The sequence below is a fragment of the Nocardiopsis sp. KDC1DS13DA1 genome (assembly GCF_055632325.1).
This window is the reverse complement of record NZ_JBVMUY010000030.1, coordinates 193,241-218,178: the sequence shown is the minus strand read 5'-3', so window position 1 is coordinate 218,178 and position 24,938 is coordinate 193,241. Positions and strand designations below refer to the sequence as shown.

Sequence of the window (24,938 nt, the reverse complement as noted above, 5' to 3'; positions counted from 1 at the left end):
CCGTCAGGCGTCCGTTGAGGGCGGTGGCGGGCGACGGGCGGGCAGCACCCCTGCCCTGAGGACACCCGAACCCGGTCCGAAGCGCAGCGCGGAACCAGAACAGGCGCACCCTAGCCCTCCTCGTCACCGAAGAGGCGGATGGCGGGCGGTTCGGTGTCCGTGGGCGGGACGCGCATCGACCGCAGCGCGAAGGACATGATGTCGTTGAAGACGGGTCCGGCCGCCTCGCCGCCGTAGTAGGACTCCTGCGGGTTGTGCAGGACCACCTGGACGACCAACGAGGGATCGTCGGCGGGGGCGAACCCGGCGAACGTCGCGGTGTAGGCGCCGCGCTGGTAGCGGCCGGTCTCGGGGTCGATCCGGTTGGCGGTACCGGTCTTGCCGGCCACGCGGTAACCGTCGATGCGGGCCTGGGGCGCTGTGCCCTCGTCGCTGGTGACCGCCTCCAGCATGAGCGCGAGCTGTTCCGCGGTCTCCTCGCTGACCACACGGCGCTGTTCACCCTGTTCGGACGGGGTGAACTCACCCTCGCTGTCCACGGTTCCGGCCACGACGCGCGGCTCGGCCCGAACCCCGCCGTTGGCGATGGTCGCGTAGACCGAGGCCATCTGCGCGGCGTTCACGGACAGGCCGTGGCCGATGGACACCGACGGCAGCTGGGTGCCCCACCAGTCCTCGGGATCGGTGAGGATGCCCGCCTCCTCTCCCGGCAGGGCGAGCCCGGTGGGCTGGCCGAGCCCGAAGGTCTCCAGATACGAGTGCAGGACCCCGGCGGTGACCTGGTCGGCGATCTGGATGGTGCCCACGTTGCTGGACTGGGCCATGATGCCGTTGACGGTGAGCCGCTGGGTTCCGTGGTTGCTGGAGTTACGGAAGGTCCGGTCGTAGTACTGGATGGAGTAGGGCACGGTGTAGACGGTGTCGGGGGTGGTGAGCCCCTCCTCCAGGGCCGCGCCCATCGTGATGACCTTGTTGGTGCTGCCCGGCTCGAAGGTCTCGTGGACCGCCCCGTTGGCCCACTCCTCCGGCCCGCTGGAGGAGATGTCCTCCTGGGAGTAGGTGGGGTAGTCGGCCATCGCGAGGATCTCACCGTCGGGCCGCATGACGATGGCGCTGCCGCCCTCGGCCTCCAGCTCCTCCACCCGCTCGGCCAGAACCCGGGCGGTGTACCACTGGAGGTCGCGGTCCAGGGTCAGGCGCACGTCCTGGCCGGGGACGGGCTCGCGGACCAGGCCGCCCGCCATGGGGATCTGTGTTCCGTCACTGCCCACCTCGACCTGGCGCTTGCCCTGCTGCCCCGCGAGGGTGGAGTCGAGGTAGCCCTCCAGGCCCTCCAGGCCGTGGCCCTCGGAGCCCACGAAGCCCACCAGGTCGGCGGCACCGGTCTCCTCGGGGTAGACGCGCCGGTAGTCGACCTCGGCGCCCACACCGGACAGCCCCAGGTCGCCCAGTTCCTCCCAGTCGCGGGGCAGGACGTCCTCGGCCACGACCTGGTACCTGCTGGGGCGGGCGTCCACACGCGCGGCGACCTCGTCCTCGTCCAGGTCGAAACGGGTGACCAGCTCGTCGACGAGCCGGTCCCGCTCGTCCTCCTCGACCTCCTCCGGGTCGACGAAGACCCTGCGCACCTCCACCGACAGCGCGAACGGGCTGCCGTCGGCGTCGGTGATCTGGCCGCGCAGCGTGGGGATGTCGATGGTCTGGAGGCGCAGGTTGGACGCCGCCTCGGCGTAGGTCTCGGCGTCCAGACCCTGGATCTGGGTCAGTCGCCCGGCGAAGAGCAGCAGCACCACGACGATCAGTACGCCGCCGAACCTGATCCGCTTGTGCGGGTCGCCCCTGGTGAAGGTACGCCTGAGCAACGGCGGAGGCGGAGGCTCGGCGCGCCCGCGCTCCCGGCCGGAGCCGCGGGTCGGGTGTCCCCCCGAGCGCGCGGCGGCACTGGGCCGGGTGCCGCCCGCGGGACGGCTCGACGGCTTTCGGGGGCGTTTGTCCGGCCGCGACCCCGAGCGCCCGGCCGCCCCGGGGCGTTTCGGACCGCGGGGGCGGCGGTCCCCCGGAGAGCTCACTCCTCGCCCCCGGTACCGCCGAGGACCTCACCGCTGTCCCGGTCCAGGAAGCGCGGCCCCTCCTCGGACTGCTCCATGCCCAGCTCCTCGGCCTCGTCCGCGATGCGTTGGGAGCTCTCCAGATGCGCGATCCGGTCGCGCCACTGCTGCTGGGCGTAGGCGAGTTCGCGGTTCTCGGCCTGGAGGCGGGTGATGGTGAAGGCCTCCTGGGCGATGACACTGCGCAGCACGAGGAGGCTGACCAGTGCACCGCCGAGCAGACAGAGGATGAGCAGGACGAACGGGATACGCGGGGCACGGCTCTGTCCGGCCGTGTCCCGGACGGTACCCGCCTTGGCCGACGCCCGTGCCCGCGCACCGGAGCGGGCCGACCGCGCCCGTCCGGCGGCCTCGCCGCGGTCGGGTGCGCGGCGTGTGTCCGTACTCGAACTCATCTGCTCTCCTACCGCTCTACCGCGATGCCCGGCGTACCCGCTCGGCCGCGCGGAGACGGGCCGACTGCGCACGCGGGTTGCCTTCGGTCTCTGCCTCCGTGGGGAGTTCCGCGCCCCGGGTGAGCAGCCGCAGCTCCGGCTGCCGGTCGGGGAGCGGGACGGGGAGGTCGGCGGGGGTGGTGTCGGTGGCCAGCGCGGCCAGGGACCGCTTGGTGATCCTGTCCTCCAGGGAGTGGTAGGACAGCACCGCGATCCGCCCGCCGACCGCGAGGCGGGACACCGCGGCGGGCAGGGCGCGTTCGAGGATGGACAGCTCGGCGTTGACCTCGATGCGCAGGCCCTGGAAGGTGCGCTTGGCGGGGTGCCCTCCCGTGCGGCGGGTGGCGGCGGGGATGGCGTCGCGGACGAGCTCGGCCAGCTCGCGGGTGGAGGAGATGGGGGCCGTGGCGCGTCGGCGCTCGATCGCGCGGGCGACCCGGGAGGCGAAGCGCTCCTCGCCGTAGGTGCGCAGGATCCGGGTGAGCTCGGCGACGGGGTAGGTGTTGACGACGTCCGCCGCGGTGAGGTCCTGGGTGCGGTCCATGCGCATGTCCAGGGGGGCGTCGTGGGCGTAGGCGAAGCCGCGTTCGGTCTCGTCGAGCTGGGGTGAGGACACTCCCAGGTCGAGCAGGACGGCGTCGGCCTCCGCGGCGCCCGCCTCGTCCAGGGCGCGCGGGATGTCGGAGTAGACCGCGTGCACGAAGTGGGTGCGGTCGGCGTAGGGAGCCAGCCGCTTCGCGCTGCGTTCCAGCGCGGTGGTGTCCCGGTCCACCCCGACCAGGCGGGCGTTGGGGCACGCCTTCAGCAGGGCCTCGGAGTGGCCGCCCAGGCCGAGGGTTCCGTCGACGAACACGGCGCCGGGGTGGCTGAGCGCCGGCGCGAGCAGTTCCACGATCCGGTCGAGCATGACGGGCACGTGCAGGGGATCGAGCCCCGCCCGTGCGGCGGCGATCCGGGCCGCGATGTCGTCCGCGCCGCCCCCGTTCGGCCCCTCGTTCCGCCGGGTGTCCCCCATGCCGTGCCGTTCCTCCACGCTGTCGCCCTCTCCCCCTGAGTGTCCGCGCGGGCGCACGGATGTGTGCGCCACGCGGTGTCCTTGGCGTGGTCCGACCGGGTTCCGGCCGGACCTCGTCCGGACACGGCCGCCATTGTCCACCTTTCGGCGGACGCGCGTTGACGACCTGGCACCGGGGAAGTCGCGCCAGCTCGTCCCTGCCGTGTCCGCGGGCCCGGCCGGACCCCGGCTTGCGAGGGTGTGGACTGTCGTGCTGGTCACACCGGCGGCACCGCCGGTGTCACAGCACCCCGGGCAGCACCTCCTCCGAGAGTCGCGCGAAGGCCTGCTCCTGCTCGGCCTCGTAGTCCGACCAGGCCTGGGCCGCCCAGATCTCCAGCCGCGTGTTGGCGCCGATGACGACGCACTCGCGGTCCAGGCCGGCGTAGTCGCGCAGTTTCGGCGGGATGGTGATCCTGCCCTGCTTGTCGCAGGACTCGTCGGACGCGCTGGCGAAGAGGACCCGACCGTAGTCGCGAACCGCCTTGGCGGTGACCGGGGCTGAGCTGAGCGCGTCGGTGACGCGCCGGAACTCCTCTACCGGAAAGACGTAGAGGCAGTGCTCCTGACCCTTGGTGATCACCAGCCCCCCCGACAGTTCGTCGCGGTACTTCGCCGGAAGGAACAGTCGCCCCTTCTGGTCCAGGCGAGGCGTGTGAGTGCCGAGGAACACGGCGCCACCTCCCTCACCCCGTCGCGGGGACCTCGTTCCCCCACGATGCCCCACCTTACTCCACTCTCCCCCACCGTCAACAGCTCCAAGCCGTGTCCACGCGCGGATTCCGGCTCGAAATCGCAGGTCAAAGGCGTGCCGTTCAGGTGGGGTACTGGACCCGCCCCCCGGCGGGTCGGATGCGTCCCGCCTGCCCGGGCCTTCCCTGCGCGCGCCCGCGCGCGGAGTACGGAAGAAAGGGGAGGGCGGGCAACGGCTTTTCGGAGGGTTTTGACCCGACTCTCACGTCCACCCCGCCGACCAGGCCGGACGGCGGCCTATTCCGGCATTTTGGTTTGCAATCACTCCGATTGGGCCTAGCCTCGGAGCGACACCGACACACAGAGCCAGGACGAGCGGGAGGGTCTCGTGTCACTCGGCACACACCACGGCGGTCACGGGGGCGGCGTCCAGGAGGACGTCGGCGAGATCGCCGCCGTCGCCGACCGCATCCACGGCGCGATCGGGACCGTCATCGAGGGCAAACCGGAGGTTCTGCGCGTCGCGCTGACGGTCCTGCTCGCCGAGGGCCACCTCCTCATCGAGGACGTCCCCGGTGTCGGCAAGACGATGCTCGCCAAGGCCCTGGGCCGGGCGGTCGACTGCTCGGTGCAGCGGATCCAGTTCACCCCGGACCTGCTGCCCAGCGACATCACCGGCGTGAACGTCTACCACCAGGACCGGAACGAGTTCGAGTTCAACCCCGGCCCGGTGTTCGCCAACATCGTCCTGGGCGACGAGATCAACCGCGCCTCCCCCAAGACCCAGGCCGCCCTCCTGGAGTGCATGGCCGAGCGCCAGGTCAGCACCGACGGGCAGTCCCGCACGCTGGAGCGCCCCTTCATGGTGGTGGCCACACAGAACCCCTCGGACATGGAGGGCACCTACACCCTTCCCGAGGCGCAGCGGGACCGGTTCATGGCCCGTGTCTCCGTCGGTTACCCGGCGCCCCAGGCCGAACTGGACATGATCGACGCGCACAGCGCCCGCTCCCCCCTGGACGGCCTGGCACCGGTCACCAACGCGGCGCACGTGCGCGACCTCGCCGACCGGGTGTGTTCGGTACACGTGGCGCCCGGAATGCGCCGCTACATCGTCGACCTGGTGAACTCCACGCGGACCAGTCCCGAACTGCGGCTGGGCGCCTCCCCCCGCGCGACGCTGCACCTGGTGCGCGCGGCCCGCGCCTACGCCGCCCTGGACGGTCGGCACTACGTCGTCCCCGACGACATCCAGGCGCTGGCGGTTCCGGTCCTGGCGCACCGGCTGCTGCCCAGCCCCGAGGCCGGGATGGAGCGCCTGACCGCCGAGCAGATCGTCGCCACGCTGGTCTCCCGCCTGCCCGTCCCCGGCCCGCAGTGACCGGACAGCCGACACCCCCGGCACCGTCCCGGACCAGGCGGACCCTCACCGTCCGCGGCGGCCTCATGCTCTTCTTCGGTCTCCTCGCCCTCACCGCCGGGCTCGTCGTGGGCCAGCGCGAGATCGTGGGTCTGGGCGTCCTGCTGACCGCCGTTCCCTCGCTCGCCGCGCTCAGTCTGCTCGGCACGGCGTCGCGGATCGCGCACAGCCGGTCCCTCGCCCCGGCCCGGGTCCCGGCCGGGCACGACGCGCGCGTGCTGGTACAGATCGGCAACGTCTCCTCCGTCTGGCCCGCCACGTCGGTGTTCGTGCAGGACGGACTGCCCGTCCCGCTGGGCGCCCAGCCGCGCTTCACCCTCGGATACCTGGGTGCGCGCTCCGTCCGGGACGTGTCCTACCTCGTGCGCCCCGCCGCCCGCGGGAGCTACGCCGTCGGCCCGCTGATGGTGGGGATGACCGATCCGCTCGGATGCGTGCGCGTCACCCGCGTGGTCGGCTCCCCCTCGCACCTGCTCGTCACACCGCCGACCGTGCCGCTGTCCCCCCTCGGTGCGGTCGACGGTGCGCGGGGCGAGGAGTCGTCGCGGCGGTCGGTGACCGGTGTCGGTGAGCAGGACCCGGTTCCCCGCGAGTACCAGTACGGCGACGAGCTGCGCAGGGTGCACTGGCGGTCCACCGCCAAGCACGGCGAGCTCATGGTGCGCCGCGACGAGCAGCACTGGCGCGAGCACAGCGCGGTCCTGCTGGACACCCGGCTGCGGGCCCACCTCGACGAGGGGCGGGGCGGTTCGCTGGAGACCGCGGTGTCCCTCGCCGCCTCGGTCGCGGTGCACCTGATCGACAGCGGCCACGAACTGCGGCTGTACACCGAGCGCGGCCGTGTGGACACCGCCTCCTCCGCCGGGGTCCTGGACAGCCTGGCCGTGGCCGCGCCCTCCGACGCCCCGGAGCTGCTCGCCGGTATCGACATGCTCGGCTCGCAGCGGGGCGGATCCCCCAGCCTGGTGGTGGCGGTCCTGGGCGCGATCGGCCCCGAGGAGGTCGGCGCGCTGTCGGGGATGCGCGGCGGCACGCGCCTGGCCGTACTGTGCGCCCGGGCCGCCTGGCCCTCCGCCGACGCCCTGAACCGCGCCGGTGCGGTCCTGGCGTCCGCCGGGTGGCGGGTCATGACCGTCTCCACGCCCGGCGAACTGCCGCCCCTGTGGCAGCGGGCGGGTGCCCCCGCCCCGGCGGCCGGGCCGACCACCCCCCTGGAGGGTCTGCGTTGAGATCCCTACCTGCCCTGATGCCGGTGGCCACACTGGCCAGCCTCGTGGCGGCGGTCCCGTTGCTCGGCACGGTCGTGACGGGCTCGGGCTGGTGGTTCCCGGCCGTGCTGATGATGGCGGCCATGGCGGCGGCGTCGGCGCTGTACCGGCTGACCGGGTGGAGCGCCGTCGCGGTGCCCTTCCTCCAGATCCTCGTCATGGCGGTGCTGCTCACCCCGCTGTTCGCGGCGCACACCGCCGTCCTGGGGCTGGTCCCGACCTCCGACACCTTTCCCGAACTGGTGCGCGTGCTGGAGCGGGGCATCGACGCCATCGACACCAACCGCCCTCCGGTCACCGGGACCGCGGGGGTAGCGCTGATCATCGCGGTGGCCCTCGCCGTCATCGCGATGGCCGCGGACTTCCTGGCCGTGACCGCGCGCTGCCCGGGAATGGTCGGAGGTCTCCTGGTCGCGCTGCTGGCGGTCCCCCTGACGGTGGACGACGGCGGACTGTCCCCGGGCGGAGCGGTCAGCGCCTCGGTCGGGTTCCTCGTCCTGTTGGCCGTGGACATGTGGCTGCGCGGCCGGGAGTGGGGGATCCCCGTTCCCGACGGGCGCCACCTCTCGGCCCCCGACGGGCGCCATCCCCCGATGCGGTTCCTGGTCGGCCTGCGGCGCACGGCCGTCGCCGCCGTGTCCATCGCGGCGGCGGTGCTGCTGGCCCTCGCGGTCCCGTTGACGGTCCCGTCGCTGCGCAGCGACATCATCTACCAGGCAGCGGACGGCACCTACGTCGGCAGGCGGGCGAACGACATCAGCATCTCGGACCCGTTGGTCTCGCTGCGCAGCAACCTGGCCACGAGCTTCGACCGCACGGTGCTCACCTACACCACCGACGCCGAGGAACCCGAATACCTGCGCATCCACGTACTGGACGAGTTCGACGGCGTGAACTGGACGATGACGCCGGTCGAAACGGACCGCGGCTCCCGGGTCGGGGACGAGTTGCCGCTGCCGGCGGGCTGGTCCGGCGAGCCCGACGGGCCCACCGCGACCACGCGGATCTCCATGGACTCGGACGCACTCAGCCTGAACTTCCTGCCGATGCCGTACTGGCCGCGCTCGGTGGACGTGTCCGGTGAGTGGTACGCCGACCCCGAGAGCCTCGTGGTGTTCACCACCGACAGCCCGCCGACCGGTCTCAGTTACACCGTCGAGTCCGCTTCGGTCGCGACCTCGGCGGACGAACTGGTCGAGACGGGGCGACCGTGGTCGGTGCCGGGCTCCTTCTTCGCGCTGCCCGACGACGTGGACCCGCGCGTGGCGGAGTTGACCGAAACGGTGACCGAGGGCGCGGACTCGCCCTACGAACGGGCCGTCGCCCTCCAGGAGCACTTCGCCGACGGGGGCTTCCGCTACGACCTGAGTCCGCCCCCCGTCCCCGAGGGGGCCGACCCGCTGGTCCACTTCCTGGTGGAGGACCGGGTGGGGTACTGCGAGCAGTTCGCGGGCGCGATGGCGGTCATGGCGCGTCAGGCCGACATCCCCTCCCGCGTCGCGACCGGCTTCACCGCGGGCCAGCAGATGGGCGACGGCCGATGGTCGGTGTCGACGGGTGACGCGCACGCCTGGCCGGAGCTGTACTTCGAGGACGTGGGCTGGGTGCGGTTCGAACCGACCCCCGCCTCCTCCGACGGCCAGGGGTCGGCCACCGTGCCCGACTACGCCGACGGTGAGTACGAGGACGAGGAACCCGAGCACCCGGAGACCGACCCCACCGCCGACGACGAACCCGAGAGTGACGAGCCGACCGACGAGCCCGAGGAGAGCACGCCCCCCGAGGGCGAGGAGACGGACGGGGCGACCGCGGCCTCCGGCTCGGAGCCGGACCCGGGCGGCTGGACCGTCCCCGCCTGGCTGCCGGCCGTGGGCGCGGTCCTGGTCGGGCTGCTGCTGGCCGCCCTGCCCGCCCTCGTCCGGATCGCGGTGCGCGGATCACGCACGGCCGCGCTCACCGGCGGCTCCTCCACGGCGGCCGCGCACGCCGCGTGGCGGGAGCTGCGGGACACCTGCCTGGACCTGGGTGTGACCTGGGACCTGACGGAGAGCCCGAGGGCGGTGGCCGTCCGCCTCGCGGCGCGGGGGGCGGTCCCGGACCAGTTCGGGGCGGCGCTGTGGCGTCTGGCGCTGGGTGAGGAGTCCGCACGCTACGCCCCCGAACCGGCCGCCGCGCCGGGGTCCCGGGAGGACCTGCGCGCGGTGCGTGCCGGGCTGGCCGCGGCCAGTGGCCGGGGGGACAGGTTCCGGGCGGTGCTGCTGCCGCGGTCGCTGGCGCCGTGGCGGCGTCCGCGAGCCGCCGTGGGGATCGCGCCGACGATCGTCTGAGCGGACGGGAGCCCCCGGGCCGGTCCCCCGCACAAGAGGGACCGGCCCGGGGGCTCCGCTGTCCGTGCCACCGTGCGCCGGGGGCGGACCCGGGGTCCGGTGGAAACCCGGTCCGACCCCGAACGCGCAAAGCGGTGGGGTCCACGCGTCCACGTGGACCCCACCGCTTCCGTGCTCGCCGCTCCGTTACCCGGTGCACCGACGCGCCGCTCCGGGAGGTGGAGGCCGGAGCCCCCTCCGGTCCCGCCTCGGGGGAGGGACTACTCCTCGCCCTCCTGGCGGCGGCGCCAGCGCTCCTCGAACCGGTGCATCATGCCCGGGCGCGTACCCTTGCGCTTCTGTTTCGTGTCCGTGGCGGGCACCGATGCCTCGGCTCCCCCTCCGGCCGCCTTACGCCACGCGTTGGCACCCCAGAGGAAGCACGCCAGCATGACGATGAAGCCGAGGACACTGATGAGCACCTGCATGACCGGATTACCGATCAGGAGGCCCGCCAGCAGCAGTACGACGCCGATGACGAATCCGAGTACGGCCTTGATGATCCAGCGCTTGTAATGGACCGCGGGGTTCGTTTGCCGAACGGTGTTCGCGAACTTCGGGTCCTCGGCATACAGCGCCCGCTCGATCTGGTCGAGCATGCGCTGCTCGTGTTCAGAGAGCGGCACGGCGCCTCCCTACGACAGTCCCCGGTTGGGGTGACGGGTACTGATGAACAGTCTCTCGGTCAGTGGTATGCCCAGAATACGACGCGCTAGCGCCTGCTGGAAAGAAAAGCTGTGTGAACCCCTGACCCGCTTGGGCCACGGTACCCACACCCTGTATCGGAAACACCGGCTTCCATGCCTCTCTGCCTACCCTGACTCCGGTCCTACCCTGAGAACGCTCGGAGAGGTCCGGAAGTTGCGGAATCATACGTCGTTTTCGTCACGCTTGGCCAGCACCGCCGACTGTATCGCGCCTGGGCCGAAGCGGGCGGTGACCCTGTCCATCACGCGTTCGACATCACGCCAGCCGCTCTCCTCCTCGCCCAGGGCGAGCTGACGCGGCGCCTGGTCCGCGGGTACCACCCCCTCCACCCGTACACCGACCAGCCGCAACCTGACCCGCTCCAGGCCCGCCGCGGCGTACAGCTCGCGTGCCACGGTGCTGATCTCCCGGCCCACGTCCGTGGCCTCCGGAAGGGTGCGCGACCGGGTGATGGTGGAGAAGTCCGCCCTGCGCAGCTTCACGCTCACCGTGCGCCCCGCCTGTCCCGAGGCGCGCAGACGCCGCGCCACCTTCTCCGACAGCCGCAGCAGTTCGCGGTTGATCACCTCGGGATCGCCCACGTCCGCGTCGAAGGTCTCCTCGGCTCCGACGCTCTTGTCCGGGGTCTCCGGCACCACCGCCGTCCCGTCCACACCGCGCGCCAGCTCCGACAGGCGGGTGCCCGCCTTGGCGCCCAGCTCCGTCCGGAGCAGGTCGGGGTCGGTCCGGGCCAGGGCCCCGACCGTGCGCAGCCCCAGCCTCACCAGCGCCTGCTCGGTACGGTCCCCCACCCCGGGCAGCGCCCCCACCGGGAGCGGGTCCAGGAAGGAGCGCACGTGGTCGGTGGGGACCAGGAGCAGGCCGTCGGGCTTGCAGTGCGTGGAACCGAGCTTGGCGACGAACCTGGTGGCGGCCACACCCACCGAGCAGGTGAGCCGCTGCTCGCTCCGGACGCGTTCGCGGATCATCGCCGCGATGCGCACGGGCCCGCCGAGCCTCCTGCGCGCACCGGACACGTCCAGGAAGGCCTCGTCGAGGGAGAGCGGCTGCACGAGGGGGGTCACCGACCGCAGGATGTCCATGACCGACTCGGAGGCGGCACGGTAGGCGGCGCCGTCCGGGGGGAACACGACCGCCTCGGGGCACAGGCGCAGGGCCCGCACCATGGGCATCGCCGAGTGGACGCCCCTGGCCCGGGCGAGGTAGTCGGCGGAGGAGACCACCCCGCGCGGTCCGGTCCCGCCGACGATGACCGGCCGTCCCCTCGCCTCGGGGTTGCGCCGCTGCTCGACGCTGGCGAAGAACGCGTCCATGTCCAGGTGCAGGATGTCGCATCCGGTGTCGGGACCCGACCCGTCCGCGGGGAAGTCCGGTCCCAGCGCGACGATGCCCTCCGGGGTGACCACTCCGCGCAGCGCGGCACCGCGCTCCAGTTGGCGTCGGCTCATGGGCCCAGGTTACGCGCGCGCGGGACGGGCCGCGCCCTCAGTCGCGACGGGCGACCGCGTGCAGCTGCGTGGCGATACCGACCAGCTCCGGATGGTCGGCGGCGGCCTTCTCCAGCTCCAGCAGGTGCTGTCCGGCGTGGAGGTCGCCCTCCCAGGCGTGCCCGGGCAGGACGTCGGCGAACACGCGCACACCGCGGACCCGCTCACCGGTGAGGCCGGCCTCACCGATCAGCGCCAGGAGCTGCTGGCGGGTGAAGCGGCGCGGCATCGGGTCGGCCTCGCCCCAGCGCCCCTCGGGGTCGGCGAGCAGATGGGCGGCGTCGGCGACGTGCCCGGCCAGGGCCCGGTGCAGGGCCCCGGCGACGGCGTTGGTGACCAGCAGGCTCACCGCCCCGCCGGGACGGGTGACCCCGACGACGTCGTGCAGGGCGCGGGCCGGGTCCTCCACGTACTCCAGGACGTTGTGCACCAGGACGAGGTCGGCGCTGCCCGGGGCGAACAGCGAGGCCAGGTCGCTGGTCTCCCCCTGGACGCCGCGCACCGTGACACCGCGTTCGGCGGCACGGCGCTCCAGGGCGGCCAGGGAGTCGGGACTGGGCTCCACGACGGTCACCCGGTGGCCGAGTTCGGCGAGCGGGACGGCGGCGCCGCCGGTGCCGCCGCCCGCGTCGACGATCTCCAGGGGCCCCGGCCCGAGGCGGGCCAGCAGGTCCGCGAGAGCGTCCCACACCACGGCGGTGCGGGCCGCGCCCGCCGCCCGTCCCGGCCCGGTCGCGTCACCCGCGACGAAGCCGCTGGTGGTCGCGGTCGCGCTGGTCCTGTCAGTCACCTGGGTCCCCTCACTCCGGTGTCCCCGCCCGTGGCCGATCCCGAAAGGCCGCCGTCAGAGGGCGAGTTGTGCCTTGTTCTCCATCAAGCGTGACAGAAGTCCGCTGACGAAGTTCGGCGACTCGTCGGTGGACAGCTCCTTGGCCACACCGACGGCCTCGGCGATCGCCACACCGTCGGGGATGTCCTGGGCCCACAACAGCTCGTAGGCGCCCATCCGCAGGATGTTGCGGTCGACGACGGGCATCCGCTCCAGGGTCCAGCCGATCGCGTAGGTGTCCAGGAGTTCGTCGATGCGCGCGCGGCGCCCGTCGACCGCGCGGGCCAGGTTCTCGGTGAACTCGTTGATCGGCGGCTCGGGCTGGGCCCGGCGACGGGTGATGACGTCGTCGACCGAGATACCGCGGACCTCGGACTCGTAGAGGACCTCGACCGCGCGCCTCCGGGCCTTGCGCCGTGCTCCGCTCATCAGTTGACTCGCCCGAGGTAGTCACCCGTGCGGGTGTCGACCTTGACGCGCTCGCCGGTGGTGATGAACAGGGGCACCTGGATGGTGGCGCCGGTCTGGACGGTGGCGGGCTTGGTGCCGCCGGTGGAGCGGTCGCCCTGGACGCCGGGGTCGGTCTGGGTGATCTCCATCTCGACGGCGGCGGGCAGCTCGATGTAGAGCGGGTCGCCCTCGTGGGTGGCCACCGTGACCTTGGTGTTCTCCAGGAGGAAGTTGGCGTTGTCGCCGACGACCCCGGAACCGACCTCGAGCTGGTCGAAGGTGGTGGAGTCCATGAAGACGAAGTTCGTGCCGTCGTTGTACAGGTACTCCATGTCGCGGCGGTCGACGTCGGCGAACTCGACCTTGGCGCCGGCGTTGAAGGTCCTGTCGACGATCTTGCCCGTGAGGACGTTCTTCAGCTTGGTACGGACGAACGCGCCGCCCTTGCCCGGCTTGACGTGCTGGAACTCCAGGACGTTCCACAGAACGCCGTCGAGTCGCAGGGTCTTGCCGTTCTTGATGTCGTTCGTCGTGGCCACTTCGGTCGTCTCTCCAAGGGGTCTGACACGTCGGGGACCGGGCGCACTGCTCCGGTCGGTGGTCGGTGGTACGGGGCGCGGACGCGTGCGGCGCCACGTGCTCACCGGCGGCGCGGGGCCGCCGGGGCGCGCACCCCTCCTACGGGCAGTCTAGTGGCTTCGCGGGACTCAGGCGCCGCCGGTGACCGCGCGGTAGGCCGCGTCCAGCAGTTCGGGGGCGGGGGCGCTGAGGATGGTGGGGCTCGCGAGGCCGTCCAGCACAACGAAGCGCAGGGTGGCTCCGCGGGCCTTCTTGTCGACGCTCATCGCGGCCCGCAGCTCGGGCCAGGCCTCGGCCGCGTAGGAGACGGGCAGGCCGACCGAGGTCAGCAGGGAGCGGTGCCGTTCGACCAGTTGGGCGTCGATGCGGCCGTCGAGGCGGGCCAGTTCGGCGGCGAAGACCATGCCGATGGACACCGCGTAACCGTGCCGGAAGGTGTAGTTCTCGGCGCGTTCGATGGCGTGGCCGAGCGTGTGGCCGTAGTTGAGGATCTCCCTGCGGCCGCTCTCCCTGAGGTCGCCGGAGACGACGTCGGCCTTGACCCGGATGGCGCGCTCGATGAGCTCACGGGTGTGTTTGCCCTCGGGGAGGGTGGCTCCCTCGGGGTCGTCCTGGATCAGGTCGCAGATGACGGGGTCGTCGATGAAACCCGCCTTGACGACCTCGGCGAGGCCGCCCACGTAGTCCGCCCGGGGCAGACTCGGCAGGGTGGCCAGGTCGCACAGGACGCCCGCGGGCGGGTGGAAGGCGCCGACGAGGTTCTTGCCCTCGGAGGTGTTGATCCCGGTCTTGCCGCCCACGGCGGCGTCGACCATGCCGAGCAGGGTGGTGGGGACCAGGATCGAGCGGACCCCGCGCAGCCAGGTGGCGGCGACGAAGCCGGAGAGGTCCGTGGCGGCTCCGCCGCCGACCCCGACGATCGCGTCGGTGCGGGTGAAGTTGTGCCGACCGAGCCGGGACCACAGGTCGGTGGCCACCGCCGCGGTCTTGGCCGCCTCGCCGTCCGGCACCGGCATGGGCCGGACCGTGTACCCGGCGGCCTCCAGGGCACCGATGACGGGCCGGGCGATCTCGCCGAGGCCGCGGGGGTGGACGACGGCGACCTGGGCCGCGGAGCCGACCAACGAGGGCAGTTCGGCGAGGACGCCGCTGCCGACCACCACGTCGTAGCGGGCGGAGGGCTCACCGACGCCGATGCGGGTCACGGTCACTGCTGGGCCTTTCCGGTCGTCCCCGCGGCTCCGAGGGTGGGCAGGATGGCGTCGACGATCTCTTCGGGGTGCAGGTCCGTGGTGGGCACGGTGACGGTGGCCAGGCTCTCGTAGACGGGCAGGCGCTCGTCGAGGAGCTTGCGGAGCCGGGCGCGGGGGTTGCCCGAGAGCAGGGGGCGGGCGACGTCCATGCCCACGCGCCGGGCCGCCTCGGCGAACTCGACCTGGAGGTAGACCACGTGGTGGCCGGCGAGGTCGGCGCGGGTGTCCTCGTCCAGGACGGCGCCGCCGCCGACGGCGATCACCCCCTCCCAGGAGCGCAGCCCCTCGGCGACGACCTCGCGTTCCAGGGCGCGGAAGCGCGGCTCGCCGTCCTCGACGAAGATGTCGCCGATCGGCTTGCCCGCGCGCTTCTCGATCTCGGTGTCGGTGCACAGCAGGTCGGCGCCCAGGCGTTCGGCCAGGGCGCGCCCCACGGTCGACTTGCCCGACCCGGGGGATCCGATGAGCACCGCGATCGCTCTGGCCACACTCGCCTGCCTGTCCATCCCCGCGGGCGCGGGGAACCGCATGTCGTCCTCGTCCATCACTTGTCTAGCAGACCCGCGGCCCCGCACGCGGGCGGCGGTGGACCGCCACCGCCGCCGGCCGGGAAGACCGGGCCGTCCCCGCGTGCGGGAGAGTCCGGGAGCGGCGGCCCGGGTCCGGGCCACCGCCTCCGGTTCACCGAACGGTGAGCGAGTCCAGGTAGCCGCGCAGGTTGCGGGCGGTCTCGGCGACCGAGTCCCCGCCGAACTTCTCCACGGCGGCCTCGGCCAGGACCAGGGCGACCATGGACTCGGCGACCACGCCCGCGGCCGGGACCGCGGTGACGTCGCTGCGCTGGTGGTGGGCCTGGGCGGGCTCACCCGTGGCCGTGTCGATGGTGTCCAGCGCCTTGGGCACGGTGGCGATCGGCTTCATCGCGGCGCGCACGCGCAGCGGATCGCCGGTGCTCATGCCGCCCTCGACACCGCCCGCGCGGTTGGTACGGCGGCGCACGCCGTCGGGGCCGGGCTCGATCTCGTCGTGGGCCGCCGAGCCGCGACGCGCGGCGGTGCGGAAGCCGTCGCCGACCTCCACGCCCTTGATGGCCTGGATGCCCATGAGGGCCCCGGCCAGGCGGGCGTCCAGGCGGCGGTCCCAGTGGACGTGGCTGCCCAGGCCGGGCGGCAGGCCGTAGGCGAGCACCTCGACCACGCCGCCGAGGGTGTCACCGCTCTTCTTGGTGTCGTCGATCTCCTCGACCATGCGGGCGCTGGTCTGGGCGTCGAAACAGCGCACCGGGTCGGCGTCGACGGCGGCCAGGTCCTCGGGACGGGGCTCGGCGGAGCCCTCGGGAACCGCCACGGGCCCCATGGACACCACGTGGCTGAGGATCTCGATTCCCAGCGCCTGGCGGCAGAACTGCCGGGCGACCTCGCCGACGGCGACCCGGGCGGCGGTCTCACGGGCGCTGGCGCGCTCCAGGATCGGCCGCGACTCCTCGTGGCCGTACTTCTGCATGCCGACCAGGTCGGCGTGCCCGGGGCGGGGCCGGGTGAGCGGCGCGCCCCGCGCGATGTCGGCCAACTCCTCGGCGGGCACGGGGTCGGGCGACATCACCTTCTCCCATTTGGGCCACTCGGTGTTGCCCACCTCGATCGCGACCGGTCCCCCCTGGGTCCGGCCGTGGCGGATGCCTCCGATGACGGAGACCTGGTCCTGTTCGAACTTCATCCGGGCACCACGGCCGTACCCGGCGCGTCGGCGGAGCAGTGCGGCGGCGATGTCGTCAGAGGTGACGGACACACCGGCCGGAAGGCCCTCCAGAATCGCGACGAGTGCCGGTCCGTGGGACTCCCCCGCGGTCAGCCAACGCAACATGTATCCGATCCTCCCATGGATCGCCGCTGGACGCGGCATCGGATATCACCATCCGGACACCAGGGGCCGACCGGCCAGAACGGTGGCGAGGGTCGCGGCCAGGAGGAAGGGCCCCAGCGGGAACGGTTCGCGCCGCGTCACCCGGCGCAGGGCGAGCAGGGCCGCCACCACCAGGCAGAAGGCGGCGAAGGCCCAGAAGACCGCCACCAGGGCGCCCAGCGGGCCTGCGGCCCATCCGCAGTAGAGGCCGGTCAGGCCGGAGAGCTTGACGTCGCCGAAGCCCATACCCCGGGGGTTGACGCGCCACAGGAGCCAGAAGAGCACGGCGACGAGCACGGCACCGGCGAGGGCCCCCGCCGCCGCGTCGGAGTCGGGGCCGCCGGGCGCGGCCAGGACCGCACCGGCCAGGAGCAGGCCCGCCACGGGGTAGGCGGGGGCGACGAGGTCGTTGGGCAGCCGCATCACGCGCAGGTCGACGACGGCCAGCGGCACCCCGACCGCCACCAGCCAGAGGACGGCCAGGTGTCCGAAGGGGAACCAGGAGGCGTGGTGGACCGCCAGGGCGCCGGTGAGCGCGTACAGGACGGCGGTGGTGGCGACGACCCCGGGATGGGCGCCCACGACCTGTTCGCAGTGGGGGCACCTGCCCCGGCGCCGGAACCCGCGGTCGGCGACGGCGGGGAGCCCGCGGGCGAACCGGAGTTCGGCACGGCAGTGCGGGCAGCGCGGGGGCGGCGGTCCCCCGTCCTCGTCGGGGTCGGGGTCCGCGTCGGGCACGGAGGACCCCGTGTCGGCGGCGTGGACGGCGGCGCGTCCGCGTGAGCGGGCGTCCGGGCGGGCCGCCGCGAACAGGTAGACGAGTCGTCCGGTGGCGAGACCGACCAGCGCTCCGGACAGGCCGAGCAGAACCACGACGGCGCTGATGACCGGCCAGGGCTGGGAGGAGAGCACGAACAGGGAGGGGGTGGCCATGGTAGGAAATTTACCGGCGGAGGGCGCGCGGCGACAGTACCCGACCTCGCCCTGTGGACGACCCGCGCGCGGTCAGTCCGCGTCCCGGCGGGCACGCACCACCGCGCTGAGTTCGATGCCCCCGGGCAGGACGTGGCCGAGTTCGGCACGCAGGCGCTCGGCGACCCGGCGCAGGGCCTCGTCGTCGCGTTCGTCGAGTTCGAGGCGGATGCCGACCTCGGCGCGCTCGGAGTGGTGCACGCGTACGCGCTCGATCCCGAACTCGGCGTGCGTGACGCGGTAGACGAGCGCGAGGACCTGCGGATCGTCCTTGGGCTCGGGGACGTGCCCGTGCTCGGCGAGCAGACCGAGGAAGCGGCCCTGGACGGTGTACGGCTGGGGGCCGGCGACATCGATGACCAGGGCGTCGGCACCCTCCTCGACGGCGGCCCGGCACGCGTCCCGGGTGGTGAAGGGCACCGGACGGGCGTCGGGACGCCAACGGCGCACCGCGTCGACGGAGGTGAAGGCGAGCACACCGCGACGGCCGTCCTTGCCGGTCATGACGGGGACGGCGACCTCGCTCGACTTGTCCTTGGTGAGCCCGGCCGCGCCCGTCTCCGTCTCCGTGGCCACGGCCACGACGGGGATGAGTACGCGGGAGTCGGCGAGCGCGGACAGGACCTGGCGGTCCCCGACCCGGCCCGCCGCGTGGTCGCGCAGGCGCGCCTCGACCTCGGGGTCGGCGCTGCCGTCGTCGTCACGGAAGTTCTGGGCGCCGATGATGGATGGTCTGCTCACGGACCCCGACTCTACCGGGCGCGGGCGGAGCGGCGGGCGGCCGTCAGGCGGAGTTCCGGCCGGGCGCGACGGTGGTGCCGCCGCCTTCGAGCGCGGTGACCACCGAGCCGAGTTGGACGAGCTGCGCGGCGTCGAGCCGGTCGAACAGCAGTTCACGCACCTTCGTGGCGTGGCCGGGGGCGGCGCGTTCCAGGAGTTCGGCCCCCCTGTCTGTGAGAATGGCCCACAGGCCGCGGCGGTCGTCGTCGCAGTGCTGGCGGCGCACGTAGCCGTCGCGCTCGAGCCGGGCGACCTGGTGGGAGAGGCGGCTCTTGGACACGATGACGCTGTCGGCCAGCGCACGCATACGCAGCCGTCGCCCCTCGGCCTCGGAGAGGTGGACGAGGATGCCGTACTCCACGAGTGAGATGCCGCACCGGGAACGCAGGTCCCGTTCCAGCCCGTCGTAGAGCGCCGCGTTGACTCTCAGGATGCTCCGCCACACGTCTTGTTCGTTGGCGCTGAGCCACGTGGCCTTCTCCATACCGACCATCTTATCGGCGTTCCCTCCAGGTGAGCAGGGACACACGCACAATTACACTTCCCAGGAAGATACTTCTTAGGTACCTTGTTACCGGTAAGCACAAGGGCCCGCGCCAGGGTCCGGTCAGCGCGAGGAGACAGACCATGGCAGCGCAGGAACTCAAGGCAGGCACCTGGAGCATCGACCCCACCCACTCGGTGGTCGGCTTCTCCGTGCGCCACATGATGGTGAGCAAGGTCCGCGGACGCTTCGAGAAGTTCGAGGCCACCCTCACCGTCCCCGAGGACCCGACCGGGTCCTCGGTGGTCGCGACCATCGACGCCGCCTCGATCAACACCGACAACACCGACCGCGACAACCACGTCCGGTCCGCCGACTTCTTCCACGTCGACACGCACCCGGAGTTCTCCTTCCGCTCCACCGGCCTGGAGGCGAGGGGCGGGGAGTTCGTCCTCAGGGGCGACCTGACCGTCAAGGGCGTGACCAACCCGGTCGAGCTCGCGCTGGAGTTCAACGGCTCCACGCTCGACCCCTACGGCCTGGAGCGCGCCGGCTTCGCCGCCACCACGACGATCAGCCGCAAGCAGTTCGGCGTGGACATCGAGATGCCCATGGACGGCGGCGGCGTGGTCGTCGGCGACAAGATCACCATCGAGATCGACGCCGAGTTCACCCGCCAGGCCTGAGAACGGCCGGGGCACACGGCGCGCGGCGGGCCGCGGGGGGCGGACACCGAGGCGGCCCCGCACGCCCCGTGGCGGACACCCGCCACTGGTGACGACACACTGTCACGAACCTGTGGATCTCGGATATCGTCAGTGGGGGAGGGCGTGCGACGCCCTCCCCCACTCGTGTCCCCGACCCATCCACGGGAGCGCTCGTGCCCTCCAACCCCTTCTCCGACGAGGTCGTCACCGCCGTGACCGCGCACATGAACGGCGACCACCCGGAGGACACCCTGATCATCTGCCGCGCCCTGGGCGGCTGCCCCGAGGCCACCGCGGCCCGGATGACCGCCCTGGACGGCGACGGCGGCACCTACGCGGTCACGGTGGAGGGCGCCGAGCGCACCGTTCGCGTCCCCTGGGCGCGGCCGCTCACCGAGCGCGCACAGATCCGGACCGAGGTCGTGCGCATGTACCAGGAGGCCTGCGAGCGGCTCGGCGTGCTGCCCCGCGGGCACTGACCCCTCCTCGGGCGCGCGGGGCACGGCACCCCCGATCCGGAACTCCCGCGCTCCGCCGGGAGTCCAAGGAGACGGGAGTCAACGGCGGCCCGAACGCGCGACCCCACACGAGGGGTCGGGCGCGCGACCTAGTGTGGAAGGGTCCGCCGGTCCCCCGGAACCCGTACCCGACCAGCTAGCCGAAGGGTGGCTCCGACCTCGATGGTCACGCCCGAACCCGGTGACGAGAACGCGCCGACACGAAGGATCGAGCCCACCGCGCCGACCACGCGGAGCGGCCCCACCACCGGTGCCACGCGGTGGGTCACGCGTGTACTGCGCCCCGGCTCCGCACGCGCGGGCGACGACGCCCCCACCCGGGTGGCCGGGCCGGGCCACGTCCCGCCCGGCGGTACCCGTGTGGACTCCCCCGCTCCGCCGACCGCCCGACTGCGCGGCGGTGCCGCCGACGGCCGACGCGACGGCCGGGCCGCCGGCCGCGGCGGCACGTGGTGGCGGTCGCTCCTGGGCCCCGTGCTGGACTGGCTGACCCGCCTGGTCTCCCGCATGGTCGTCGGACCGGCCAACGACCTGGACTACGCGGTCCCCGCCGACCTGCGCCGCCGGTACCAGGTCCTCGGCCACCTGGGCTCGGGCGGTGAGGCCGTCGTCTACCTCGCCGAGCCCACCGACGAGCCCGGCCGCCGACTCGCGCTCAAGGTGTACCGGCCCGGGCACGACATCAACCGCGAACTCCTGGACCGGCTGCGCGCCCGGGGCACCTCATCGCCGCACACCCCGGCCGTCCAGGGCTACGGTTCCTCCTCCAGCTCCTGGGGCGAGGACCTGGCCTGGGAGGCCCAGGAGTACTTCGAGCGGGGCTCGCTGCGCACGCTCATGGACGAGGCTCCGCTGGACGACGACCGCGCCCGGGCGGTGGTCTTGGCCGTGGCCGAGTGCCTGCACCACTGGCAGCACGACCTCCAGCACAACCACACCGACGTCAAGCCCGAGAACCTGCTGCTGCGCTCCCTCGACCCCCCGGTCGTGGCCCTCACCGACTTCGGCGGGGCGGTCCGCGCCACGATGAGCCGCGTCTACGGCGGACTGGCCGTCACCGAGGACTACGCCGCGCCCGAGGTGATCGAGGGCCGCCGTGAGGCCCCGGCCGCCTGGTGGTCCCTGGGGGTCATGGTCCACGAACTGGTCACCGGGCGCCGCCCCGAACGCGGCGGCAACTGGCTCACCGCCCGCAACACCGAGGTGGACGTCTCCGCGGTCACCGACGAACGCTGGCGCCTGCTCGCGCGCGGCCTGCTCGCCCCCTCCCCCGCCGCCCGGTGGGGCCACGAGGAGGTCACCCAGTGGCTGGACGGGGAGCGGCCGCGGATCCGGACCGCGCGGCGCACCCGCCCCATCGTGTTCGCCGGGGCCAGCCACGAGGACCCGCCGAGCCTGGCCTTCGACCTGCTCGACCGGTCCGACACCGGGGCGATGTGGCTGCGCACCCACTGGCCGGAGCTGCGCTCCTGGCTGGACCGCGAGGTCAACGACTACACCTTCGACCGCTCCTACCTGACCGGGCTGGACGCCCGGCCGGAACTGGCGCACGTGGCGATCAGCGCCCTGGCCGCCCGCTACGTCCCGGGGATGCCGCCCCGTTTCCGCGGCCACGAGATCGGCGCGGACGGACTGATGGCGCTGGCGACCGGTGAGGCGAGCCGCCACGCCGTGGTCCGCGAGGCGGTGGAGTCCGGTGCGGTGGCACTGGCCGCCCAGCACTGGTGCCCGCACCCCTCCTGCCGTTCGGGCGGTTCGGGCCGGTGCGCGCTGCTCGAACGCGTCCAGCACGAGGTGCCGCTGGTGATGCGTCGCGTGGCCGAGACCGTCGACCGCGTGGTCGGATCGGGACCCGACGCGCCCCGCCGCCCGGAGAGGCACGAACTGGACAGCGCCTGGGCGCGTGCGGTCGAGCTGGTGCTGGACCCCGACACCGCCTCCGCCCACCGCTCCGTGCTGCGCCGCCAGTCCTGGCACCCGACCGAGCGCAGCGCCGCGCCGCACGCCCCCTGGTGGGTCGAGCAGCGGCGCCTGGCCCTGCGCGACGGCAGGGGCGGTGAGGCGGTCACCACGCGCGCCGCCCTGGTCTGCGCCACGATGCTGCTGCCCGAGGCGACCCGGGTCGGCGGTCTGATCACCGACCGCGAGCGCGCTGACGGCCGCGCTCGCAGGAAGGACCGGTGGGCGGCGCTGGCCGGATCCGTCCGGGAACGGTGGGACGGGGCCAAGGAGCGGTGGGAGGGCGCCCGCCGACGGCGCGCCGAGGCCGCCACGGCCCCGATCCGGCCGGACGGTCCCCCGAGGGTCGACGAGTTCGGCCGCCCGGTGCCACAGGGGCCGGAGGAGACGGCCAGGTCGCGGCGCGCCCAGGAACGGGCCAGGCGCCGCGTCGACCGGACGATGAACCAGATCCAGCGGGCGATGCGGGCGGGCCGGTGCCGCCGGTTCGCCTACCCCGCCGCCCTGCTCGGCCTGGTCGACGGCCTGGGGCGGGCGCTGCGGCCGGACGGCGGCTACTACCCGGAGAGCGCGTTCGTCACCCCGCTCTACAGCGGTCTGGTGGACTCCGCGCGCGACGGTGTCCTGGCCGGGCTCTCCCGGGCCGCGGGCGCCGTGACCGGTCTCCTGCCGGAGCCGGTGGAGACGGCGTGGTGGCTGCCGGTGGTGCTGTCGGTGGCCCTGGTGCTGCTCGGCCGGACGGCGGCCAACCAGCGCAACTCCTCCCGCGCCCGGCGCCGGCTCGCCGCCTTCCGACTGGCCGTGGCGGGCTCACTGTTCATGGTGCTGGTCCTGCTGTCCACGGGGCTGCTGGCGCTGGGTTCGGGGGTGCTCATCCCGCTGGACGGGTTGCTGGGCTGACCGTGTGTGCTCCGGTCCGCCGCCTGGCTCTGGACCGTGTCCGGGCGCCCCGGGGCCTCCGCCTCGCTTCGGGCGCCCGAACGGCTCAGGGGCCGTCGATCATGTCGCTGACCCGTACGAGGTCCTCGGCGGTGTCGATGTCCTCCGGGCTGGCGACGTCGTCGCACTCCACGGTGGTCACCAGGTGCGAGTAGGTGCGCAGGAAGGGACGCGCCCCCACGTCGCCCCCGGCCATGGCGTGCACCGCCGACCAGTGTTCGCGGCCCAGCAGGACCGGGTTGCGCGGGTTGCCCGCGTAGGTGGCCACGGCCGCGCGTGCGCCCTGGGCGTGGGCCGTGAGGAGGCGGCGCACGGCCTCGGGCGTGACCAGGGGCTGGTCCGCCAGTGCCACCAGGACGGCGTCCACCGTGTCGGGCAGGGCGTCGATCCCGGCCCGTACCGAGGACCCCATCCCGCTGGCCCAGTCGGGGTTGAGCACCGTGAGGGCGCCCGGCACGGAGGTGTCCGCCGCGCCCAACACCACCAGGACCGGCCCGCAGCCGCCGTCGGCCAGAGTGCGCACGCCGCGGTCGACCAGGCGTTCGCCCCCCACCTCGACCAGGGCCTTGGGGCGTCCGAGCCGACTCCCCGAACCCGCCGCCAGCAGCAGCCCCGCCACCGGTCCCGCCTGGTCGCTCCCCGAGTTCCCCGTGTCCCCAGTCACCATGTCGTGATGATGCCACGCGCCCGGCCGCCGCGTGGCGCCCGCGCGGTGGTCCGTACGCGCGGCTCCCGACCTCTGTTCTCCGACCCCTCCGTGACCAGGCACTTCACACGGGACCGGGTTTCGGTTCACTTGTGGGTGTGACCGAATCCGGCCGGAACGAGGGGACGCGTGTCGCGGTGGATACGGCCACTCGTCTCGCGCAGGGCGCGGCCGCTCCCGCCCCAGCGGGTCTGGACGAGTTCGGCCGCGATGGACACGGCGGTCTCCTCCGGAGTCCTGGCCCCCAGGTCGAGGCCGATCGGCGAGTGCAGGCGCGTCAGGCCCTCCTCGTCCACCCCGGCCTCGCGCAGGCGCTCCAGCCGGTCCTCGTGGGTGCGCCGCGATCCCATCGCGCCGATGTAGCCCGCACGGGTGGCCAGGGCCGCCTTGATGACGGGGACGTCGAACTTGGGGTCGTGGGTGAGCACGCACACGACCGTGCGCTCGTCGATCTGGTCGGCGATCTCGTCCAGGAACACGTGGGGCCACTTCACGACCACCTCGTCGGCGGTGGGGAAGCGCTTGGACGTGGCGAACACGGGTCGGGCGTCGCAGACCGTCACCCGGTAGCCGAGGTAGGAGCCCAGGTCCGCGACGGCGGCGGCGAAGTCGATCGCACCGAAGACCAGCATGCGCGGGGCGGGCGCGAAGGACTGGACGAAGACCTCCAGCGCGTCGCCGCGCCGTTGCCCGTCCACCCCGTAGCGCAGGAGGCCCGTACTGCCCTGGGCCAGCATCCCGCGCACGTCGTCGTCGAGGGCGTCGGTGAGGCGCCCGCCGGTGGGCCCCAGGTCGCCCTCGGCGCGGTCCGGCCACACGACGCGGCGGCGCCCCAGCCGACCGGAGTCGGAGGGGTCGGACACGACCGTGGCGACGGCGACCGGGCGGTGCTCGTCGACGGCCGCGAGCACCGCCTCCAGCTCGGGGAAGGTCGACCGGCTGACCGGCTCGACGAACACGTGCAGCGTGCCGCCGCAGGTGAGTCCGACGCTGAAAGCCTCCTCGTCGCTCACGCCGTAGGTGCGGCGGACCGGCCGACCCGTGCGGATGGCCTCCAGGGCCTCCTCGTAGACCGCGCCCTCCACACAGCCGCCGGAGACGGAGCCGACGACCTCGCCGGAGCCGCCCACGGCCATGGCGGCCCCGGGGTCCCGGGGCGCACTCTTGTCGGTGTCGATCACCGTGGCCAGTGCGAACGTCTCGCCGGTGGCGTGGAGACCGGCCACCTCCACTCGGATGTCGCGCACTCGGATACCCCTTCCGCGTTCCCCGACACGACCTTCGCTACCAACGTATGTGCCCCGGCGCACGCGAGGGGAGTC

Annotated in this window: 23 protein-coding genes; 6 read left to right on the top strand and 17 right to left on the bottom strand. The window is 73.2% G+C overall.

The window, feature by feature from the left end:
• Positions 1–110 precede the first annotated feature (110 nt).
• The 4 genes from ACTVAJ_RS20370 to mraZ all read right to left on the bottom strand — a co-directional run bounded on the left by ACTVAJ_RS20370 (position 111) and on the right by mraZ (position 4,269).
• Positions 111–2,069: a peptidoglycan D,D-transpeptidase FtsI family protein gene (locus ACTVAJ_RS20370; RefSeq protein WP_470389784.1), complete on the bottom strand. Its 1,959-nt coding sequence runs from the start codon at positions 2,067–2,069 to the stop codon at positions 111–113.
• Complete coding sequence (gene ftsL / locus ACTVAJ_RS20365) at positions 2,066–2,503, bottom strand: cell division protein FtsL (protein ID WP_470389783.1); 438 nt, start codon at positions 2,501–2,503, stop codon at positions 2,066–2,068. The genes ACTVAJ_RS20370 and ftsL overlap by 4 nt, the downstream gene beginning before the upstream one ends.
• A 16-nt stretch (positions 2,504–2,519) precedes the next feature.
• Entirely contained in the window at positions 2,520–3,557 is a 1,038-nt protein-coding gene (rsmH, locus tag ACTVAJ_RS20360; protein ID WP_470389801.1) for a 16S rRNA (cytosine(1402)-N(4))-methyltransferase RsmH, read from the bottom strand.
• A 280-nt stretch (positions 3,558–3,837) separates the two neighbouring features.
• Positions 3,838–4,269, bottom strand: a complete 432-nt coding sequence (gene mraZ / locus ACTVAJ_RS20355) for a division/cell wall cluster transcriptional repressor MraZ (protein ID WP_470389782.1) — start codon at positions 4,267–4,269, stop codon at positions 3,838–3,840.
• 408 nt (positions 4,270–4,677) lie between these two features.
• Here mraZ and ACTVAJ_RS20350 point away from each other — a divergent pair, with 408 nt between their 5' ends.
• From ACTVAJ_RS20350 to ACTVAJ_RS20340, 3 genes are all read left to right on the top strand, one after another.
• Positions 4,678–5,670, top strand: a complete 993-nt coding sequence (locus ACTVAJ_RS20350; protein ID WP_470389781.1) for an AAA family ATPase — start codon at positions 4,678–4,680, stop codon at positions 5,668–5,670.
• Positions 5,671–5,735: 65 nt separating this feature from the next.
• Positions 5,736–6,938, top strand: coding sequence for a DUF58 domain-containing protein (locus ACTVAJ_RS20345; RefSeq protein ID WP_470389780.1), 1,203 nt, complete (start codon positions 5,736–5,738; stop codon positions 6,936–6,938).
• Between the two features lie 17 nt (positions 6,939–6,955).
• On the top strand, positions 6,956–9,304 hold the full coding sequence (locus ACTVAJ_RS20340) for a transglutaminase TgpA family protein (RefSeq protein WP_470389800.1): 2,349 nt from the start codon (positions 6,956–6,958) through the stop codon (positions 9,302–9,304).
• Positions 9,305–9,564: 260 nt separating this feature from the next.
• Here the strand turns inward: ACTVAJ_RS20340 and ACTVAJ_RS20335 are convergent, their stop codons facing one another.
• The 11 genes from ACTVAJ_RS20335 to ACTVAJ_RS20285 all read right to left on the bottom strand — a co-directional run bounded on the left by ACTVAJ_RS20335 (position 9,565) and on the right by ACTVAJ_RS20285 (position 18,787).
• Positions 9,565–9,969: a DUF3040 domain-containing protein gene (locus tag ACTVAJ_RS20335; RefSeq protein ID WP_470389779.1), complete on the bottom strand. Its 405-nt coding sequence runs from the start codon at positions 9,967–9,969 to the stop codon at positions 9,565–9,567.
• Positions 9,970–10,212: 243 nt separating this feature from the next.
• Positions 10,213–11,499 (bottom strand): DNA polymerase IV, encoded by a 1,287-nt coding sequence (gene dinB / locus ACTVAJ_RS20330; RefSeq protein WP_470389778.1) that lies wholly within the window; start codon positions 11,497–11,499, stop codon positions 10,213–10,215.
• Between the two features lie 37 nt (positions 11,500–11,536).
• Positions 11,537–12,328 (bottom strand): methyltransferase domain-containing protein, encoded by a 792-nt coding sequence (locus ACTVAJ_RS20325; protein WP_470389777.1) that lies wholly within the window; start codon positions 12,326–12,328, stop codon positions 11,537–11,539.
• Between the two features lie 54 nt (positions 12,329–12,382).
• Complete coding sequence (gene nusB, locus ACTVAJ_RS20320) at positions 12,383–12,796, bottom strand: transcription antitermination factor NusB (RefSeq protein ID WP_470389776.1); 414 nt, start codon at positions 12,794–12,796, stop codon at positions 12,383–12,385.
• A complete protein-coding gene (gene efp / locus ACTVAJ_RS20315; RefSeq protein WP_470389775.1) occupies positions 12,796–13,356 on the bottom strand; it encodes an elongation factor P in 561 nt (186 codons plus the stop codon). The genes nusB and efp overlap by 1 nt, the downstream gene beginning before the upstream one ends.
• Positions 13,357–13,524: 168 nt before the next feature.
• Entirely contained in the window at positions 13,525–14,607 is a 1,083-nt protein-coding gene (aroB, locus tag ACTVAJ_RS20310) for a 3-dehydroquinate synthase (RefSeq protein ID WP_470389774.1), read from the bottom strand.
• A complete protein-coding gene (locus ACTVAJ_RS20305; protein WP_470389799.1) occupies positions 14,604–15,119 on the bottom strand; it encodes a shikimate kinase in 516 nt (171 codons plus the stop codon). Before ACTVAJ_RS20305 ends, aroB begins: the two co-directional genes overlap by 4 nt.
• Before the next feature lie 211 nt (positions 15,120–15,330).
• Positions 15,331–16,512: a chorismate synthase gene (gene aroC, locus ACTVAJ_RS20300; protein WP_470389773.1), complete on the bottom strand. Its 1,182-nt coding sequence runs from the start codon at positions 16,510–16,512 to the stop codon at positions 15,331–15,333.
• A gap of 45 nt (positions 16,513–16,557) precedes the next feature.
• Positions 16,558–17,484 (bottom strand): prepilin peptidase, encoded by a 927-nt coding sequence (locus tag ACTVAJ_RS20295; protein ID WP_470389772.1) that lies wholly within the window; start codon positions 17,482–17,484, stop codon positions 16,558–16,560.
• Between the two features lie 72 nt (positions 17,485–17,556).
• On the bottom strand, positions 17,557–18,264 hold the full coding sequence (locus tag ACTVAJ_RS20290; RefSeq protein ID WP_470389771.1) for an SseB family protein: 708 nt from the start codon (positions 18,262–18,264) through the stop codon (positions 17,557–17,559).
• A gap of 43 nt (positions 18,265–18,307) precedes the next feature.
• On the bottom strand, positions 18,308–18,787 hold the full coding sequence (locus tag ACTVAJ_RS20285) for a MarR family winged helix-turn-helix transcriptional regulator (RefSeq protein WP_470389770.1): 480 nt from the start codon (positions 18,785–18,787) through the stop codon (positions 18,308–18,310).
• Positions 18,788–18,930: 143 nt separating this feature from the next.
• On the opposite strand from ACTVAJ_RS20285, the gene ACTVAJ_RS20280 reads away from it, so the two are divergent.
• From ACTVAJ_RS20280 to ACTVAJ_RS20270, 3 genes are all read left to right on the top strand, one after another.
• Positions 18,931–19,473: a YceI family protein gene (locus tag ACTVAJ_RS20280; protein WP_470389769.1), complete on the top strand. Its 543-nt coding sequence runs from the start codon at positions 18,931–18,933 to the stop codon at positions 19,471–19,473.
• A 245-nt stretch (positions 19,474–19,718) separates the two neighbouring features.
• A complete protein-coding gene (locus tag ACTVAJ_RS20275; protein WP_470389798.1) occupies positions 19,719–19,973 on the top strand; it encodes a DUF2470 domain-containing protein in 255 nt (84 codons plus the stop codon).
• 201 nt (positions 19,974–20,174) lie between these two features.
• Positions 20,175–22,871: a protein kinase domain-containing protein gene (locus tag ACTVAJ_RS20270; RefSeq protein WP_470389768.1), complete on the top strand. Its 2,697-nt coding sequence runs from the start codon at positions 20,175–20,177 to the stop codon at positions 22,869–22,871.
• A gap of 85 nt (positions 22,872–22,956) precedes the next feature.
• On the opposite strand, the gene ACTVAJ_RS20265 is transcribed toward ACTVAJ_RS20270, so the two are convergent.
• Together ACTVAJ_RS20265 and ACTVAJ_RS20260 are read right to left on the bottom strand one after the other, a co-directional pair.
• Positions 22,957–23,529 (bottom strand): nucleotidyltransferase family protein, encoded by a 573-nt coding sequence (locus ACTVAJ_RS20265; protein ID WP_470389797.1) that lies wholly within the window; start codon positions 23,527–23,529, stop codon positions 22,957–22,959.
• Between the two features lie 173 nt (positions 23,530–23,702).
• Positions 23,703–24,863 carry an XdhC family protein gene (locus ACTVAJ_RS20260; RefSeq protein ID WP_470389767.1) on the bottom strand — a complete coding sequence of 387 codons (1,161 nt, stop codon included), beginning with the start codon at positions 24,861–24,863 and terminating at the stop codon, positions 23,703–23,705.
• Positions 24,864–24,938: the final 75 nt, after the last annotated feature.